Below are 14,363 nucleotides of genomic sequence, written 5' to 3'. Positions count from 1 at the left end.
AGGAGAGGAAGTTACGGTTTATAAAAGATTATTTCAGCAAAAAATAGAGGGGAGAGCATGAAATTTGTCCATTAGGGCGCAACGTCTCAAAAAAAGCATGAAATTTGTCCATTACGCCTATTTGCGCGCACCGCACAGCCATGAATCCATCTACCGCACCCTCCCCGCCGCCACCGTGTGCGAATGGCTAGAGCGTGAGCAGGGCAGCCGCTATGACTGGTGCGGCGTGTTGCGCTTTGTCTGCTCGTTTTTGCGCCAGTCGCCGCGTCGCTGGTTCTGTAGCGAGTTTGTCGCCACCGTCCTCGAACTGCCCGACCCGGCGCGGCAAAGCCCGGCATCCCTTTACCGCATCCTCGACCAACAATCCAAGGAGTTACACCCATGAGTACCGAATACCTGCATGGTGTCCGCGCCATTGAAATAAACAACGGCACCCGGCCGCTGCGCACCGTCAGCACCGCCGTCATCGGCCTTGTCGCCACCGGCGAAGACGCCGATGCGACTGTGTTTCCGGAGAACAAGGCTGTCCTCATCAGCAACCTGCCCGAAGCCATCGGCAAGGCCGGCACGAAAGGCACACTTGCCCCCGCGCTCAATGCCATCTACAAACAGGCCAATGCCCTGACCGTCGTTGTCCGCGTGCCGACCAGCAAGGAGAAAAACGACAACGGCGCCGATCAAAATGCCAAGACCATCGGCACTTTTGAAAACGGTCGCCGCAGCGGTGCCAAGGCTCTACTCTCGGCCAAAGCCGAACTCGGCGCCGTGCCGCGCATCATCGGCGGCGCGCTGGGGCTGGACACGCAAGAGGTCACCACTGAGCTGGTCAGCATCGCGCAAAAACTACGCGGCTTTGTCTATGCCCGTGCCGTGGGCAATACCAAAGAAGAGGCCGCCACCCACCGCAATAACTTCCATGCGCGCGAATTGATGCTGGTGTGGCCGGACTTCACCGGCTTCGACGAGGCGGCCAAGAAAACGGCCACCATCAACGCCGTTGCCGTCGCTCTCGGCCTGCGCGCCAAGCTCGACCATGACACCGGCTGGCACAAGACCATTTCCAACGTCGGCATCAACGGCGTCACCGGCCTCACCATCGACGTGGACTTTGACATTACCAGCACCGCCACCGATGCCAATTACCTCAACAGCAAGGAGGTAACAACGCTGGTGCGTGAGCAGGGCTTCCGCCTGTGGGGCAGCCGCACATGTAGTGATGATGCGCTCTTTGCCTTTGAGAACTACACCCGCACCGCCCAGGTCATCAGCGAGACCATCGCGCAAAACCACCTCTGGGCCATCGACAAGCCGCTGACACCGGGGCTGGCCAGCGACATCATCGCCGGCATCAATGCCAAGCTGCGCGAATTTACCTCTGCGGGCTATTTGCTCGGCGGCAGCGCCTGGTACGACTCGACGCTTAACAGCAAAGACACCCTCAAAGAGGGCAAACTCGCCATCAGCTACGACTACACGCCGGTGCCACCGCTCGAAAACCTCAACCTGCGTCAACACATCACCGACATCTACCTCATCGACTTCGCCCGCCGCATCGAAGCCGCCCAACCGTAAGGAGTCAACATGCTACCCAAGATTATTAAAGACGCCATCCTCACCGTCGAAGGGCGCGGCTATGCCGGCATCATCGACAACATCGAATGGCCGAAAATCACCCGCAAGACGGACGAATACCGCGCCGGCGGGATGTTTGGCCCGGTGGACATCGACCTCGGCCAGGAAAAAATGGAGCTGACTTTTGAGGCCAGCGAACAGACGGCGGAAATGATTGCCATCTACGGCACCTGTGGCCTTGCCGGTGTCAAATTCCGCATCAACGCTTCGGCAGAATCCGAAATGGATTGCAGCGGCCACGGCATCGAAGCGGTGATGACTGGCCGCCTGAAAGAAATCGACCTTGGCACGAGCAAGCCGGGCGAGCTGCAAAAGACCAAATACACCGCAAGCCTCGCCACGTTTAAGTACAGCATCGATGGCCGTGTCCTCTTCGACATCGACTATCCCCACAACATCTGCATCATCAACGGCACGGACATGCTCGAAAAACGCCGCGCCAATCTGAAAATGTAATAAACAGGAGACATCCCTATGATCGACAACACCCTGAAACTCCACAAAGCCATCAGCCGTGACGGCAAACCCGTCACCGCCATCACCCTGCGCGAACCGAGCGCCGGTGAGCTGCGCGGCATCAAGCTGTTCGACCTGGTCCAGGGCGACACTGGCGCTCTGGTCGAGCTGCTGCCGCGCATCAGCACCCCGGCGCTGACCAAACAGGAGGCGCTCGGCCTTAGCTTGCGCGACACGATGCTCGCCCTCAACCTGGTCGCCACCATGATTACAGGGGGTGACGAGGCTGACGGCAACGATGATGCGGGAAAGCCATCCCCCTAAGCGTCGAAGAAGCATGGGCAGACATCAACATTGTTTTCGGCGGCGGTTGGCCGCCGAGCGAGATGGACAGGATGAGCATTCGCGAGTTGCTGCGCTGGCACAGCATCGCCCGCGAGCGCAACGCGCGCGAGCAGGCTGCCATCGACAACGCCCGACGCTGACCCACGAAAAAGCCGCCTCAAGGGCGGCTTGTGAAGGAAAAGGCATTACAGCGGCAACCCGCGTGACAGGGGATGACGTCCGGTTTGTTTCTGTTCGGCTTCAAAACGTGCCTTTTCCAAACGGCCTGCAGCCTCTCTGCGGTGACGGTCGCGTTTGGCCTGCCATGTCCAGAACCAATCTGCCATCAATCCGTAGAGTGGTTCAAAAAGTACCTCGTTGAAGAAGGCGAGGACAACACCGATGACGCCCAAAACCGTCAGGCTGACCATGATCCAAAGCAGTATCCAAAGTCCCATAACGTCCTCCTTTTCTCTTTCGATAACCGGATTGTAGCAGAACCAACTAAGGAAATCTTATGGCCGAACTCAATTTACAGGTGCGCCTGCGCGCCTTTGACCAGATGAGCCGCACCTTTGCCAATATCGGGCGCAGCGGGCAACGGTTGGCGCGGCAGTTTGACCAGAACCGTGCCGCGCTGCACCGCTTTGATGCGCAGCTGCGCGACATCAGCGCCTACCGCCGCCAGCAGCAGGCAGTGCGGCAGAACGGGCAGGATTTGACACAGATGCGGCAGCGGGTGCGCGACCTGCACACCCAGCTGCGCAACGGCGCGGCGATGGGGCAAAGTACCGCCGCCATGCGCCGCCTGCGCGACGAGTACAACCGCGCCCGCCAGTCGGTCCATCAGTTGGAGCAAACGCGCAGCCGTGAGCAGCAGCGCCTTGACCAACTCAGGCAGCGCTTACGCGAAGCAGGCATCAATACCCGCAATCTGACCTCCGAAGAAGCTAGGCTGCGTAACGAGGCGCGGCGCACTAATGATGACCTCAACCGGCAGGCCGATCGCCTGCGCCGCCTAGCCGAGAGACAGCGGCAGGCGGAGGCGCGCCTCGCCCGTCGTGATGCCGGACTGGCGGTTTCGGCCAACGCCTCAATGGCCGGCTATGTCGGCATCAATGCTGCGCAGCGCGGCGCACACCTGCTCAGTGCTCCGGTGCGCGAGTTCATGGGGCAGGAGCAGGCATCTACCGACCTCAAGGTCACGATGATGCGTGCCGACGGCAGCTTCGGCGCTTTCGAGGAACTGAACAAACAGGCGAAGCAGCTCGGCAACGTATTGCCTGGCACTACCCAGGATTTCATCAATCTGGCCAAAGCGCTGAAAGAGCAGGGTGTCAAGGACGAAGTGCTTACCGGCGGTGGCCTGAAAGCGGCGGCGGAGCTTGCCGTGTTGATGAACATGGGGCAGGAGGAAGGTGGCACTTTCACGGCGCGGATGATCGAGGCACACGGCCTCAATCCTGACGACCTGAACAAGGCCGCCGACATGACCCAGCGCGCCTATTTTGCCTTCGGCCTGAAAAAAGAGGACATGGGCGAGGCGATGAAATACTACGCCCCTAACGTCAACTCGCTCGGACTGACCGGCGAGGCCAACTACCGCAAGCTGCTTGCCCTGCAAGGGTTGGCGGCACGGCAGGGTCTGGAAGGCTCGATGTTTGGCACCAACTTTTCGATGATGCTGTCCAAACTCGGCGAAGGACCGAAGGCTCTAGAGATGGCGAAAAAAGGGATGAAAGGGGAAGCACGCGATGTCCTGAAAAAAGCCGGGGTCAAATTCAATTTCTACAACAAAGACGGTACCCTGAAAGACATCGAGAGCATCGTCAAGGAACTGGAGAAATTTGACGTTGTCCGCAAGAAACTGGGCGATGAAGAAGCGCTGCTGGCGATGCGGCAGATGTTCGGCGAACAGGGCGGACGTGTCGCCAAAATCCTCGCGCAGCAGGGTGTGGAAGGGCTGACTCAGGCGCTGGCCGATATGGACGAGCAGGCCGACAAAACCATGCGCATTACCGAAAAGACCTCGACTTTGTCTGCCGCCTTTGAGCAGCTTGAGGGGGTTGCCACCCTGCTCTCCGGTACCATCGGAGAAACCCTGCGCGACAGCCTGTTGTGGCTGAGTACCAACCTGCAAGACTTCATCGAGAACACGCTGCAGCCCTTCGTCAATAACAACAAAGAGCTAGTGAAATGGCTCATGGTTGGCGCCGCCGGGCTGATTGCCCTAGCGGCAGTTGGCGGTACGCTGCTGCTGGTGTTTGCCGGCCTGAATGCGATGTGGGTCATGGGCCGATTCGCCATAGGCGGCTTGTTGGCAAACCTCGGTTTACTCGGTCGTCTATTCACGAGTTTTGCCGGTTTTGCTGCGGTAGCCGGCAAAGCGGCACTATCGGGACTGGCAACGGCCATCATGTGGCTAGGACGTGCCTTTCTCATTGCCGGACGCTTTATGCTGGCCAACCCCATTGTCCTCGTCATTGCCGCTGTCGTTGCCGCCGGCTGGTGGCTCTATAAAAACTGGGGCAACGTGATCGGCTTCCTCAAAGACCGCTGGGCGGCGCTGAAAAACTGGTGGCTGACCAATCCCGTTTCCTCGGCCATCATCGGCGCCTTCTCTGCCGCAATCGAATTCTGCGCCAATCTACCGGGGCGGCTGTGGGATTTGCTCACCAGCGCCGGCACCCGCGCCATCGAAGCCATCCGCAACTGGTCGGTGATGCAGGCGATCATGGACATCTTCGGCCCCGCCATCGACTGGGCCACCAACAAAATCAACTGGCTCATCGACAAAATAAAGGGGGCGTGGGAATCCCTGAAAGGGCTGGTCGGCGCGGCGGAGGAAGGCAGCATCCTCGAAAACAAGCAAGTTGCGGCGCAAGTGGAAGGAGCCCGGCCGCAACGGGGAGCCTTGGCGGCAGCACAAGCAGCCAAACAACGCGCTGAGATGCACACAAACGCCATGCGTAACGCCGGTGTCCTCGGTAACAGCAGCATACCTAAACCACCAGCGGCCAAACCATTATCCCCTGTCACTCGTGGCCAGCCGTTATCCAGCAATTATGCGCCGACGGTAAACGTCAACATCAACGCCCAAGGGATGGACAGCAAGGAACTAGCGGCGAATGTCAAAAAAGAAGTTGGCAGTGCCCTGGCCGCCGAACGCCGCAAACAGGCGGCGGGTATGCGCAGCGCAATGTACGACGCAGCCCCGGCTTGATAGGAGGAAACCATGCTGATGTGCTATGGGCTTTTTGTTTTCAGTGTCCACACCGCGCCATTCGACTCTGTGCAACGCAGCACGGAGTGGCGCTGGCCGTCCAACAACCGCACCGGCGGCGAGCCTGCCTATCAGTTTGTCGGGCGCGGCGAAGACCAAATCACCCTGAACGGGGTACTGATGCCTGCCTACACTGGCGGGCCGTCCAGCCTCAACATGCTGCGCGAAATGGCTGAGCGCGGTGAGCCATATTTGCTGATGCGCGGCGACGGCAAGGTACTGGGCTACTGGCTGATCGCCTCGCTCAACGAAACTGCGAGCGAACTCATCTTCGACGGTAACGCACAGCGCATCGAATTCCAGCTGGCATTGAAACGCTACGACGGCCGCTATAGCGAGTACGGCAAACTCGCGCCATTGCTGCCGTTGATTACGAGGCTGTTCTAATGACACCTATCTATCAACTTATCCTCGAAGGTCGTCCTTTGGAACTGCGCGGCCGCCTCATTGCCCTTACCCTCGTTGACAAAAACGGCATGGAGGTGGACGAGCTGACCGTGGAAATTGACGACAGTGACGGCATGGTGGAACTGCCGAGCAAGGGCAAGAAGCTGACCGCTGTCTTCGGTTTTGCTGGACACGAACAGAACCGGGGCAGCTACATCGTGGATGAAATCGGCCACCACGGACCGCCGGATGTCATCACTATCCGCGCCCGCTCGGCGGATTTTCGGAAAACCTTGCTCGAAGAGCGCGAGCAGAGCTACCACAAGACCACCATCGGCGCCATCATCGGCACCATCGCCGCGCGCCACGAACTGACCCCCGCTGTATTGCAGGAGCTGGCCGGCATCAGCATCGACCACCTTGACCAGACTAACGAAAGCGATGCCCACCTCGTCACCCGTCTTGCGCAGGAGCATGACGCCGTCGGCACCGTCAAGGACGGCCGTTTGCTCTTTACGGTGCGTGCAGCGGGTAAAACCTCATCTGGCCAAGATTTGCCAACCGTCACTGTCCACCGCAGTGAGGGCGACAGCCACGACTTTACCGATGCCGACCGTGATGACCGGGTGACTGGGGTCGTCGCTTACTGGCACGACAAAAAAGGCGCGAAACGGAAAAAAGCTGAGGTTGGCGCAGACGGCTACCGACGCCACTTGAAACAAACCTACAACAGCGAAAAAGAGGCAAAAGCGGCAGCGGAAGCGGAAATGAAGCGCATCAAAACCCGCTCGCGCACCCTGACCCTCAACCTCGCCGTGGGCCGCGCCGAACTCTTCGCCGAACAACCGCTCATCACGCAGGGCTTCAAACCGCAAATCGACTCCGTGCGCTGGTTCATTAAAGAGATTACCCACTCGCTGGGGGATAGCGGTTACACCTGTTCGATTCAGTGCGAGGAGCTGAGCCGTTGAAGCGCTATCGCCACTGCCCTACAATCACGCCATGTACACCATCAAGACCCTGCCCGAATTCGACCGCTGGCTGCACGGCCTGAAAGACCGCGATACCCGCCTGCGCCTGGCCCGGCGCTTGGATAAAGCGGCGCGGGGCATACTGGGAGATCACAAGGCCATTGCGGCAGGGGTCTTCGAGATGCGCGAGCACTTCGGCGCCGGCTACCGGATGTATTACAGCAGACGCGGGGCGACGCTCATCCTCATGCTGGGCGGCGGCGACAAAGCCAGCCAGGCACGCGACATCGCCAAAGCGCTGCAACTGGCGCAACAACTGGAGAAAACGGATGATTGACATCGCCGGCCTGCCCACTTTCGACATGGCCGAATACCTGCAAAGCCCGGAAGACATCGCCACCTACCTGCAACTGGCGCTTGATGATGAAGATCCTGGCGAACTGGCGCATGCGCTCGGCGTGATTGCCCGGGTGCGCGGCATGACGGAAATCGCGCAAAAAAGCGGCCTCGGTCGCGAAGCACTGGACAAGGCGCTGCGCCCCGGCAGCCGGCCGCGCTTCGAGACCATTGCCAGGGTCATGAAAGCGCTGGACATCAAACTGACTGCCACGCCGCTGTCATAAGCCCTTCTTGCCTCTGCTCACAGTGTCCGATAACCAGATGATGGTCTCTGTCATCCTCATTGGCACAGCGACTCGCAGGGGATGCCATCGCCATCCCGATCCAGGCGCGAGAGGCCACAATGGTGCAAGAGATAGTAGGCTTCCTCGCAGCTCGCGATCTGACGGCAAGTCTTGCGGTTACCACAGCGGTAGGCCTTGCCGCTGTCAAGCTTTGCCGCCTTCCCGGGGAGGGTGGCAGACAGTGGTGACTGCATGGGCGCGGGCGATAGCAGCGGCTGCCCGGTGGCGGCAGGCAACGGCAGGGATAACGGTGCCGGACTCTGTGCCTGCAATGGCACGCTCTGCGGCGGCAGCGGCGCACAAGCGGCAAGGAATAGCAGCGACAGCAGCCGGATGAAGCGGGGCATGGCGGGCATCACTGCGGCAGGTGTTGCAGGTATTTCTGCAGGTCGGCCGCCGCCTGTTGCACCTCTGGATGCGCGGGATCGTGATAGGCCGCCAGCGCGCGCGCATAGTCCTTCTGGAAGGCGATCCCGTAGGTCAGTGCCTGCGTGCAGACTTCATAATCCGTGCCGGTATAGGAAAATTTGCGCAGGCTCTGCTGCACGGCGCGCAGCAGTTTGTCCTGCTTGTTGGCCCATGCCTGAAAAGAAGCGGCGGCCATGCCCTGCGCCTGAAAATCTGCGCTGGCAAGGACAGTCTCCAACTCCTGCCACAGAGCGGTGACTTTGGGCGTCCATTGCGTCAGATTCTGCCGCGCCTTTTTGTCAACCGTCTGGGTGGGGTTGGCATAATGGGCCGCCCATTCCTGCGGGTTTTCCAGGCAGCGCATGGGGTATTCCTTGCCGCTTGCCGTGCAGGAGAGGAGGGTTAGGGCGCTGATCAGAATAGTTTTTGTCATGAACGATTTCCTTATTTAATTCTATAACGGAAAAAGCTAGTTATTTTTAATACAACTAACGCAGAAACCAGTAAAACAAGCATAAAAACCAGATTCTGCAACAAAACTCCTGAGTTAAGTATTTGCTGATGTCCACAATACCTGGATAGCTGTCTGTAGTAGTTTTATATTTGTCTCTTTAGTTTTCTGAATTGCAGATTACAGTACATTGCTATTAATTAGAGCTATTCATGAAGAGTATGTTTTTCATCTATATAATTCTTTGCCCACGGAAAAAAAGTACCTTTTTCTTAGTTCCCAACCAATAAGGGAAGGGGTAAATATATAAAAAATAATTAGTCTAGTAATTTCTTCAATAGAAGTAGGAGGCGCTTTAGATATTTGTACAAACATAAACATTGACCCCAATATAAAACAAAAAAATAAGAGAGTAGATCCAATGCTTTCAAAACTAGCTATTGCAGATGCTCTTGCCTTTCTTATGCAAGGATTACATCTCGGATTTTTCTTAAAGGTTTCAGCATTAGGTAAAATGCAGGAACAATTTCTACAATAGTTTTGTTCCTCTTCTTTTTCTTTTATAGAAAGAAAATTACTATCTACGTTTATAGTATTATAATCTCCTTCAGTGAAAATTATATATTTTTTTTTTCATGATGATGAATACTTCCATTTCGCACATTGCCATCTCCTTGCTGAATATAGGTATTACCTTGTTGTCCAGGGATTTCAACTTTCCCAACCAAAGCGTTATACGCAGCCATTTTCCGTGACAAATCTGCCTTATGCCAAGCATTCAGCAGTTCGCTGTCTTCTTGAGATAGAGTTTGCACTTGTCTCTTTCCTGTTAGCAGAAAATTTACGTCATACCCAGCGACGGCCAAGCGTTGCAGATACTCGGTTGTTGGTCTGGTGCGTTGTGCTTCATAGTTTTGCTGGGTCGCCAAACTGACGCCACCAATCTCGGCCATTTCTGCTTGAGTAACGCCGCCTTCCTTCCTTAAAAGTTTAAAAATATCAGATACATCCACAATCATTAGGCTTTTTCCATTGAATACCTAAGATGTTAGGCATATAGTTGTTCTAACGTTAACCGTTGAACGTTTAACCGACATAGTCGGAGCGGTCGCGTAAGTAGTCAAACAAAACGGCTGCTCCTTCACCTCAACGTAACGTTAAGGAGGCTTATGGGGGGCGTGGTTAAACGTTTACCCATTCGCGAATCATACATGAACACCAGCACCGTTGAAAGAGAGAGCCGAACTGCCAAGCCCGTCTTGGTGAAGATTACCAAGACGGATCGGAAGCGCTTACAGCGCGCTGCACGAGATCACAAAATCCCAATGTCGACCATCGCCTACCAATGCATCAAACGCTGGCTCGACGCCGAGTATGGCGAGGGAGGGGTGCGATGAACAGCAAAAACTTTTGTGACCGCGAAACGGTCCTGCACAACCATTTGCGTGCCATTTCAGTAGCGTCCATCCGCGACGCTCTGCATGTTGATGACAGCGCCGTGAGCCGCATCAAATCCGGTGAACGCCGCTTGTCGTTTGCCGAGTTTTGTCAGCTGGTTGCCCTGCCCAGCACTGCTAATCCGCAAGGCCTTGCGCTTGCTCCGGCACGAAGCATGATCATCACGCCATCGTGTTTTCATGCGTTGTTGTCGCTGTCCCGCGACGCTCTGAACATGATGACCGAAACGGAAGGTGCCGCATGAAAGCTATCCGCCCCATCCGTCTGCGCGACATCGTCCTCTACGCCGTCGCCCTGCTGTTTTTCTCGACAACTTTTGCCTTTGCCCTGCTCGGCGTGGATGAAGCCCCCGCCTCTGTACGCAGCGAAGCGCACGCGCACTACATCGCCGAACTCTGCCCGCATCTGTCTGCCGACGAGCAGCCGGGATGCCTTGCCTGGTTGCGCAAAGGAGGACGCCATGAATAAGGACACGCTGAAGCTCCTCTTTTCCGCTTGTGCCGCCCGTCTGATTGAACGGGGAATAACTTGCTACGCGTCGTTTTTTGACAACGACGAAATACAAATCTCGGCACGCTTTGCCAAAGCCAGTGTATACCTGCTGTGCGACAAGGACGGTCCAAGCGTCCGCATGTACAGCAATCCCGATAAAGTCCACCCCACGGAATTTTTCGACACGGTGGATGAAGCCCTGCAACGTTCTTGGGAATTGGTCAGGCAGTACTACAAGGGGGCTCTATGAGCCGGCCAATCCGTCATTTTCCCTGCCCGGCCTGTGGCGCACCGATGCGCATACAGGGCAGTCACCAGCAGCACGAGGCCATGCGCGAGCAGTATGCGGCATGTCAAAACCCGCACTGCGGTGCGACATACCTCATCCGCGCCGAGATTGTCCGGCAAATATCGCCTGCTAGTCCCCTGTTCCAGCCGCATGTCACCGCCATCCCGGTTTGCGATGCGGCGGGTGATCGCCTGTTGGATCTCGCACGCGAGTTTGTTGCCCGGCCGTGGCAGCCGAGTTATAGCCGCGACGAGAAGCTCGCCGCCTGCCGCGACTACTTGCGGGAGCTGGTTGATATTGATACGCACCGCGCCGAGCTGACGGCCGCCCGTGCCATCTCTGAGCGCGAATCTGCAGGACTGGCCAAAGAGGGCTGGGGCCTGTCCATCGACGACTCTACAACTGTTTGCGCCATCATCAACGACGGCGGCCAACAGTATGCGGTATCGCTGCGCGAGCTGGTTGAATTTGTCCGCGCCCGTGCGACGCGCGAGCAACAAAGCGCACTGCTGTAAGGATGGTCATCCAAGACGGCGACGAGGTATGGATAACCGAGGGCATAATTGATGCCATCTCGCTGTGGCAAAACGGCATCAAAGCTGTCGCCATTCTCAGTTGCTCGAATTATCCGAAAACGGCGCTCACCAACTGCACCGCACAAGGAGTGCGCTGGGTGTGGGCCCTCGACAACGATCGCGCGGGCAAAGCGGCCATCCGCAAGTTTGTTGCCCGCATGCGCAAGGCGGGACTGGATTGCGCCGCCGCCATCGCGCCCGCAAAGAGCAAATGTGACTGGAACGACCTGCACCGCCTGGACCGACTGACTGCCGAAGACCTCGACGAATACCGCTACCACGGTGCGCTGCTGATTGCCCGTTCGGTCGATGAAAAGGCCGCGTTGCTCTTTGTCCATAACAAGTCGCATGGCTTTGTCGTGGACTTCGACAACCAGCTCTACTGGTGGGCGGTTGAGCAAAAGGCATTGGAGGAGCTGATCGAATCCGGCGACTTCGATTACGGACGAACAGACAATGAAACCACACTCAATGCGGTGATGATGGTCGGCAAGACGCAGCGCATTGCCAACGCCCGTCCGGAATTCCTTTATTTTCAACGCGCCGAGGTGACAGATGAAAGCTGGTTTTATGCCCGCATCCATTTTCCGGATAGCCGTCCGGCGATGAACATGACATTCACGCCGGGGCAGATTACCGCCAGCGCCGAGTTCAAAAAGCGGCTGGCCAGCGCGTAGGGGGCATGGTGGTCGGGTGAGGCCAAACATCTTGACTGGATGGGAACTCGCTGGCTGCAGGGCCTGAAAACCGTCGAAACCATCGAATACATCGGCTACAGCCGCGAGCACGGCTGCTACATCTTCCCGACTATCGCCATACAGGGCGGGAAAACATACGCCATCAACGAAGAGGATTTTTTCGACCTGCCGAAAAAATCCATCAAGTCGCTGTCGCGTGAGCGGCAGATGCACATCGAAACAACCCCGCGCCACTACCGGCAGGACTGGCCGCAACTGGTATGGCGGACTTTTGGCACGGACGGCATGATTGCCGCCGTGTACTGGTTCGCCTCGCTTTTTGCCGAACAGACGCGCAAATGTCAGTCGTCCTTTCCCTTCCTCGAAGTCATCGGCGAGCCGGGTTCCGGCAAGACGACCCTGATCGAATTCCTTTGGCGCCTGCTTGGTCAGGATCGCGAGGGCATTGATCCGAACAAGGGCACCCGTGCCGGCCTCGACCGCTCACTGGCGCAGCATTCCAACATGCCCAACGTCTTCATCGAGGCTGACCGTGCCGAAGACTCGCATGTGAAAAAGTTTGACTGGGACGAACTCAAACCGTTCTACAACGGGCGCGGGATGCGGGTTCGCGGCCTGAAAAACAGCGGCAACGAAACCTACGAGCCGCCTTTTCGCGGCACGTTGGTCATCGCGCAAAACGACCAGGTCAACGCCAGCGACGCGGTGCTGGAACGGATAGTCCAGCTGCGCTTCACGAAAGCGGGACACAGTGCCGATTCCAAGGCGGCCACCGATGAAATGCTGCGCCTAGGCATTGAGGAACTAAGCTACTTCGTGCTGCTGGCCACGACGCGCGAAAACGAGGTGGTTTCCTACGTCGCCGAAAAGATGCCGAAGTATCAAGAAATGCTGCTCAACATTGAGGGCATTCATCATGCGCGGCTGGCCAAAAACCACGCCCAGCTGATGGCCTTCGCCGAACAATTTGCCGACATCTTCGGTTTAACGACCGAACAGAAAAAGGCGACCTGCGCTGAAAGATGCCTGCATCGAGCGGCAAACGACTATCGCCGCCGATCATCCGGTGGTCGCCGAATTTTGGGAAACCTTCGATTACCTGGACGGGCAAGGGAGGAAAGACGACTTTGGCCGAAGTATCCCCGCGCTCAACCACAGCCGCGACCCGAACCTCATTGCCGTCAACCTCAACGAATTTATCGAAATGGCCGGCAATGCGCGCCAGCAGGTGCCGTTGCTGCGTGACCTGAAACGCCACCTGCGCTCCAGCAAACACCGCAAGTTTGTTGATGCGAGCCGCACGGTGTCATCGGCGATCGCGTGCAACAACGCCGGCCAACTCAAAACCCCGCGCTGCTGGGTATTCCAACGTGCGCGCGGGGAACCGACTTCTTAAAACACTGGAGAAAAACATGAGTAACGACCCCCTAACAATGGCAATGCGAAAATGGGTAGAAGCGTCCTCGGAGCTGGCGAAGATTATGGAGCAGGAGAAGATAAAGAGCCTAGCTCCAACGATACAACTGGCAAGTGGTAAGCAAGGTAGGCTCACGCTGGAAATTGTTGATAAAGCCGAAATGCAGGAGAAAGCAGCATGAACGTAAAAAGCAAAGATCACAACAAATTGGTGATGTTCTATGGCAATATCCTGCACATCCCTGCCCGTGCCAACTGGCTCGCCGTCAACGAAGACGGCACGATGTCGGCATTTATGGAAAAGCCCCACGTCAGCTATGGCGTCTGGGACGTGAAGAGCGGGGCAGTCTGGAACATTGACGTCCGCGCGGAACTCGAAGGCAAGGACTGGAAAGAAACGCTGACCAACTGCCCGCATGACCAGCAATGGATGATTGAGGTGACGGCAATGCTTGAGGCAGCCATGAACGTGCAAATTCTCGGTAGCCCCGGCAGCAAGGAAATCGCCGGGGAGTTGGTAAGCTGGGCGGCTGGCCGCATCGGCGTCGAAGCAGTTGAGCTCGATGGCGGGAAAGAATCGTTTGTCCGCTTCCTGAAACACGCCATCCCGGAAAGACTGCAGGAACAAGACGTCATGCGGGAGCTGCGCGACAAATTTTTCAAGCCGAAAGAGCCGGAATACCGCGTAGTCAAAGACTATTACGGACGAGACATCATTGTGCCGCCGTGGGCGCGGTGGCTGGCGATGGATGAGGACGGCGAAGCAACTGTCTTTGTGGATGAACCCTTCGTACACGACAAAAAAATGAAACCCGCTGAAAGATATAGCAAAGTGCAAGT

23 protein-coding genes are annotated in these 14,363 nt (G+C 57.0%); 19 read left to right on the top strand and 4 right to left on the bottom strand.

Going from position 1 to position 14,363, the window contains the following annotated elements:
- Positions 1-97: 97 nt before the first annotated feature.
- Genes Q0562_RS06145 through Q0562_RS06125 form a run of 5 tightly spaced genes read left to right on the top strand, consistent with a single transcriptional unit; the run spans position 98 to position 2,573 of the window.
- Entirely contained in the window at positions 98-385 is a 288-nt protein-coding gene (locus tag Q0562_RS06145; protein WP_298642546.1) for a hypothetical protein, read from the top strand.
- The gene (locus Q0562_RS06140) at positions 382-1,572 is read left to right on the top strand and encodes a phage tail sheath protein (protein WP_298642543.1); all 1,191 of its coding nucleotides are present in this window, start codon (positions 382-384) and stop codon (positions 1,570-1,572) included. Before Q0562_RS06145 ends, Q0562_RS06140 begins: the two co-directional genes overlap by 4 nt.
- Positions 1,573-1,581: 9 nt before the next feature.
- A complete protein-coding gene (locus Q0562_RS06135) occupies positions 1,582-2,088 on the top strand; it encodes a phage major tail tube protein (RefSeq protein WP_298642540.1) in 507 nt (168 codons plus the stop codon).
- Positions 2,089-2,106: 18 nt separating this feature from the next.
- Entirely contained in the window at positions 2,107-2,412 is a 306-nt protein-coding gene (locus Q0562_RS06130) for a phage tail assembly protein (protein ID WP_298642537.1), read from the top strand.
- Positions 2,403-2,573: a GpE family phage tail protein gene (locus tag Q0562_RS06125; RefSeq protein ID WP_366144717.1), complete on the top strand. Its 171-nt coding sequence runs from the start codon at positions 2,403-2,405 to the stop codon at positions 2,571-2,573. Before Q0562_RS06130 ends, Q0562_RS06125 begins: the two co-directional genes overlap by 10 nt.
- Before the next feature lie 45 nt (positions 2,574-2,618).
- Here Q0562_RS06125 and Q0562_RS06120 read toward each other — a convergent pair whose 3' ends face one another.
- Positions 2,619-2,870: a hypothetical protein gene (locus Q0562_RS06120; protein ID WP_298642534.1), complete on the bottom strand. Its 252-nt coding sequence runs from the start codon at positions 2,868-2,870 to the stop codon at positions 2,619-2,621.
- Positions 2,871-2,929: 59 nt separating this feature from the next.
- Between Q0562_RS06120 and Q0562_RS06115 the strand changes: the two genes are divergently transcribed.
- The 5 genes from Q0562_RS06115 to Q0562_RS06095 are packed head-to-tail and all read left to right on the top strand — an operon-like array spanning position 2,930 to position 7,676.
- Positions 2,930-5,635 carry a phage tail tape measure protein gene (locus Q0562_RS06115; protein ID WP_298642530.1) on the top strand — a complete coding sequence of 902 codons (2,706 nt, stop codon included), beginning with the start codon at positions 2,930-2,932 and terminating at the stop codon, positions 5,633-5,635.
- A gap of 12 nt (positions 5,636-5,647) precedes the next feature.
- Positions 5,648-6,082, top strand: coding sequence for a phage tail protein (locus Q0562_RS06110; RefSeq protein ID WP_298642528.1), 435 nt, complete (start codon positions 5,648-5,650; stop codon positions 6,080-6,082).
- On the top strand, positions 6,082-7,053 hold the full coding sequence (locus Q0562_RS06105) for a contractile injection system protein, VgrG/Pvc8 family (protein ID WP_298642524.1): 972 nt from the start codon (positions 6,082-6,084) through the stop codon (positions 7,051-7,053). Before Q0562_RS06110 ends, Q0562_RS06105 begins: the two co-directional genes overlap by 1 nt.
- 31 nt (positions 7,054-7,084) lie before the next feature.
- The gene (locus tag Q0562_RS06100) at positions 7,085-7,390 is read left to right on the top strand and encodes a type II toxin-antitoxin system RelE/ParE family toxin (RefSeq protein ID WP_298642523.1); all 306 of its coding nucleotides are present in this window, start codon (positions 7,085-7,087) and stop codon (positions 7,388-7,390) included.
- Entirely contained in the window at positions 7,383-7,676 is a 294-nt protein-coding gene (locus Q0562_RS06095; RefSeq protein WP_298642520.1) for an addiction module antidote protein, read from the top strand. Before Q0562_RS06100 ends, Q0562_RS06095 begins: the two co-directional genes overlap by 8 nt.
- A gap of 56 nt (positions 7,677-7,732) precedes the next feature.
- Here Q0562_RS06095 and Q0562_RS06090 read toward each other — a convergent pair whose 3' ends face one another.
- The 3 genes from Q0562_RS06090 to Q0562_RS06080 form a co-directional block, all read right to left on the bottom strand.
- Positions 7,733-8,092, bottom strand: a complete 360-nt coding sequence (locus Q0562_RS06090; RefSeq protein WP_298642518.1) for an excalibur calcium-binding domain-containing protein — start codon at positions 8,090-8,092, stop codon at positions 7,733-7,735.
- The gene (locus tag Q0562_RS06085) at positions 8,092-8,577 is read right to left on the bottom strand and encodes a hypothetical protein (RefSeq protein WP_298642516.1); all 486 of its coding nucleotides are present in this window, start codon (positions 8,575-8,577) and stop codon (positions 8,092-8,094) included. Before Q0562_RS06085 ends, Q0562_RS06090 begins: the two co-directional genes overlap by 1 nt.
- A gap of 635 nt (positions 8,578-9,212) precedes the next feature.
- Positions 9,213-9,614 (bottom strand): helix-turn-helix transcriptional regulator, encoded by a 402-nt coding sequence (locus tag Q0562_RS06080; protein WP_298642513.1) that lies wholly within the window; start codon positions 9,612-9,614, stop codon positions 9,213-9,215.
- 192 nt (positions 9,615-9,806) lie between these two features.
- On the opposite strand from Q0562_RS06080, the gene Q0562_RS06075 reads away from it, so the two are divergent.
- From Q0562_RS06075 to Q0562_RS06035, 9 genes are all read left to right on the top strand, one after another.
- The gene (locus Q0562_RS06075) at positions 9,807-9,992 is read left to right on the top strand and encodes a hypothetical protein (protein ID WP_298642511.1); all 186 of its coding nucleotides are present in this window, start codon (positions 9,807-9,809) and stop codon (positions 9,990-9,992) included.
- Complete coding sequence (locus Q0562_RS06070; RefSeq protein ID WP_298642509.1) at positions 9,989-10,297, top strand: hypothetical protein; 309 nt, start codon at positions 9,989-9,991, stop codon at positions 10,295-10,297. The genes Q0562_RS06075 and Q0562_RS06070 overlap by 4 nt, the downstream gene beginning before the upstream one ends.
- Entirely contained in the window at positions 10,294-10,521 is a 228-nt protein-coding gene (locus Q0562_RS06065; protein WP_298642506.1) for a hypothetical protein, read from the top strand. The genes Q0562_RS06070 and Q0562_RS06065 overlap by 4 nt, the downstream gene beginning before the upstream one ends.
- Positions 10,514-10,795, top strand: coding sequence for a hypothetical protein (locus Q0562_RS06060; RefSeq protein ID WP_298642504.1), 282 nt, complete (start codon positions 10,514-10,516; stop codon positions 10,793-10,795). The genes Q0562_RS06065 and Q0562_RS06060 overlap by 8 nt, the downstream gene beginning before the upstream one ends.
- Positions 10,792-11,349: an ogr/Delta-like zinc finger family protein gene (locus Q0562_RS06055; protein WP_298642501.1), complete on the top strand. Its 558-nt coding sequence runs from the start codon at positions 10,792-10,794 to the stop codon at positions 11,347-11,349. The genes Q0562_RS06060 and Q0562_RS06055 overlap by 4 nt, the downstream gene beginning before the upstream one ends.
- A gap of 2 nt (positions 11,350-11,351) precedes the next feature.
- Positions 11,352-12,086, top strand: coding sequence for a toprim domain-containing protein (locus Q0562_RS06050; RefSeq protein WP_298642499.1), 735 nt, complete (start codon positions 11,352-11,354; stop codon positions 12,084-12,086).
- Between the two features lie 39 nt (positions 12,087-12,125).
- Positions 12,126-13,352, top strand: coding sequence for a hypothetical protein (locus Q0562_RS06045; protein WP_298642497.1), 1,227 nt, complete (start codon positions 12,126-12,128; stop codon positions 13,350-13,352).
- Between the two features lie 167 nt (positions 13,353-13,519).
- Positions 13,520-13,705 carry a molybdopterin biosynthesis protein MoeC gene (locus tag Q0562_RS06040; protein ID WP_298642494.1) on the top strand — a complete coding sequence of 62 codons (186 nt, stop codon included), beginning with the start codon at positions 13,520-13,522 and terminating at the stop codon, positions 13,703-13,705.
- The coding region (locus Q0562_RS06035) for a hypothetical protein (RefSeq protein ID WP_298642492.1) at positions 13,702-14,363 on the top strand (662 nt) is incomplete at its 3' end. The genes Q0562_RS06040 and Q0562_RS06035, both read left to right, overlap by 4 nt.

Origin of the sequence: uncultured Cardiobacterium sp. (assembly GCF_938028825.1) — a bacterium.
Lineage (GTDB): Bacteria > Pseudomonadota > Gammaproteobacteria > Cardiobacteriales > Cardiobacteriaceae > Cardiobacterium.
The sequence above is the reverse complement of the archived record's forward strand: the minus strand, read 5'-3'. Positions and strand labels throughout refer to the sequence as shown.

Excerpts from the sequence above, each read along its gene's own strand:
- Q0562_RS06070 (WP_298642509.1), top strand. The coding sequence starts at position 9,989 with ATGAACAGCAAAAACTTTTGTGACCGCGAAACGGTCCTGCACAACCAT.
- Q0562_RS06095 (WP_298642520.1), top strand. The coding sequence starts at position 7,383 with ATGATTGACATCGCCGGCCTGCCCACTTTCGACATGGCCGAATACCTG.
- Q0562_RS06115 (WP_298642530.1), top strand. The coding sequence starts at position 2,930 with ATGGCCGAACTCAATTTACAGGTGCGCCTGCGCGCCTTTGACCAGATG.
- Q0562_RS06145 (WP_298642546.1), top strand. The coding sequence starts at position 98 with ATGAAATTTGTCCATTACGCCTATTTGCGCGCACCGCACAGCCATGAA.
- Q0562_RS06100 (WP_298642523.1), top strand. The coding sequence starts at position 7,085 with ATGTACACCATCAAGACCCTGCCCGAATTCGACCGCTGGCTGCACGGC.
- Q0562_RS06120 (WP_298642534.1), bottom strand. The coding sequence starts at position 2,870 with ATGGGACTTTGGATACTGCTTTGGATCATGGTCAGCCTGACGGTTTTG.
- Q0562_RS06045 (WP_298642497.1), top strand. The coding sequence starts at position 12,126 with ATGGGAACTCGCTGGCTGCAGGGCCTGAAAACCGTCGAAACCATCGAA.
- Q0562_RS06060 (WP_298642504.1), top strand. The coding sequence starts at position 10,514 with ATGAATAAGGACACGCTGAAGCTCCTCTTTTCCGCTTGTGCCGCCCGT.
- Q0562_RS06140 (WP_298642543.1), top strand. The coding sequence starts at position 382 with ATGAGTACCGAATACCTGCATGGTGTCCGCGCCATTGAAATAAACAAC.
- Q0562_RS06110 (WP_298642528.1), top strand. The coding sequence starts at position 5,648 with ATGCTGATGTGCTATGGGCTTTTTGTTTTCAGTGTCCACACCGCGCCA.
- Q0562_RS06055 (WP_298642501.1), top strand. The coding sequence starts at position 10,792 with ATGAGCCGGCCAATCCGTCATTTTCCCTGCCCGGCCTGTGGCGCACCG.
- Q0562_RS06065 (WP_298642506.1), top strand. The coding sequence starts at position 10,294 with ATGAAAGCTATCCGCCCCATCCGTCTGCGCGACATCGTCCTCTACGCC.
- Q0562_RS06105 (WP_298642524.1), top strand. The coding sequence starts at position 6,082 with ATGACACCTATCTATCAACTTATCCTCGAAGGTCGTCCTTTGGAACTG.
- Q0562_RS06050 (WP_298642499.1), top strand. The coding sequence starts at position 11,352 with ATGGTCATCCAAGACGGCGACGAGGTATGGATAACCGAGGGCATAATT.
- Q0562_RS06130 (WP_298642537.1), top strand. The coding sequence starts at position 2,107 with ATGATCGACAACACCCTGAAACTCCACAAAGCCATCAGCCGTGACGGC.
- Q0562_RS06080 (WP_298642513.1), bottom strand. The coding sequence starts at position 9,614 with ATGATTGTGGATGTATCTGATATTTTTAAACTTTTAAGGAAGGAAGGC.
- Q0562_RS06135 (WP_298642540.1), top strand. The coding sequence starts at position 1,582 with ATGCTACCCAAGATTATTAAAGACGCCATCCTCACCGTCGAAGGGCGC.
- Q0562_RS06085 (WP_298642516.1), bottom strand. The coding sequence starts at position 8,577 with ATGACAAAAACTATTCTGATCAGCGCCCTAACCCTCCTCTCCTGCACG.
- Q0562_RS06040 (WP_298642494.1), top strand. The coding sequence starts at position 13,520 with ATGAGTAACGACCCCCTAACAATGGCAATGCGAAAATGGGTAGAAGCG.
- Q0562_RS06090 (WP_298642518.1), bottom strand. The coding sequence starts at position 8,092 with ATGCCCGCCATGCCCCGCTTCATCCGGCTGCTGTCGCTGCTATTCCTT.
- Q0562_RS06075 (WP_298642511.1), top strand. The coding sequence starts at position 9,807 with ATGAACACCAGCACCGTTGAAAGAGAGAGCCGAACTGCCAAGCCCGTC.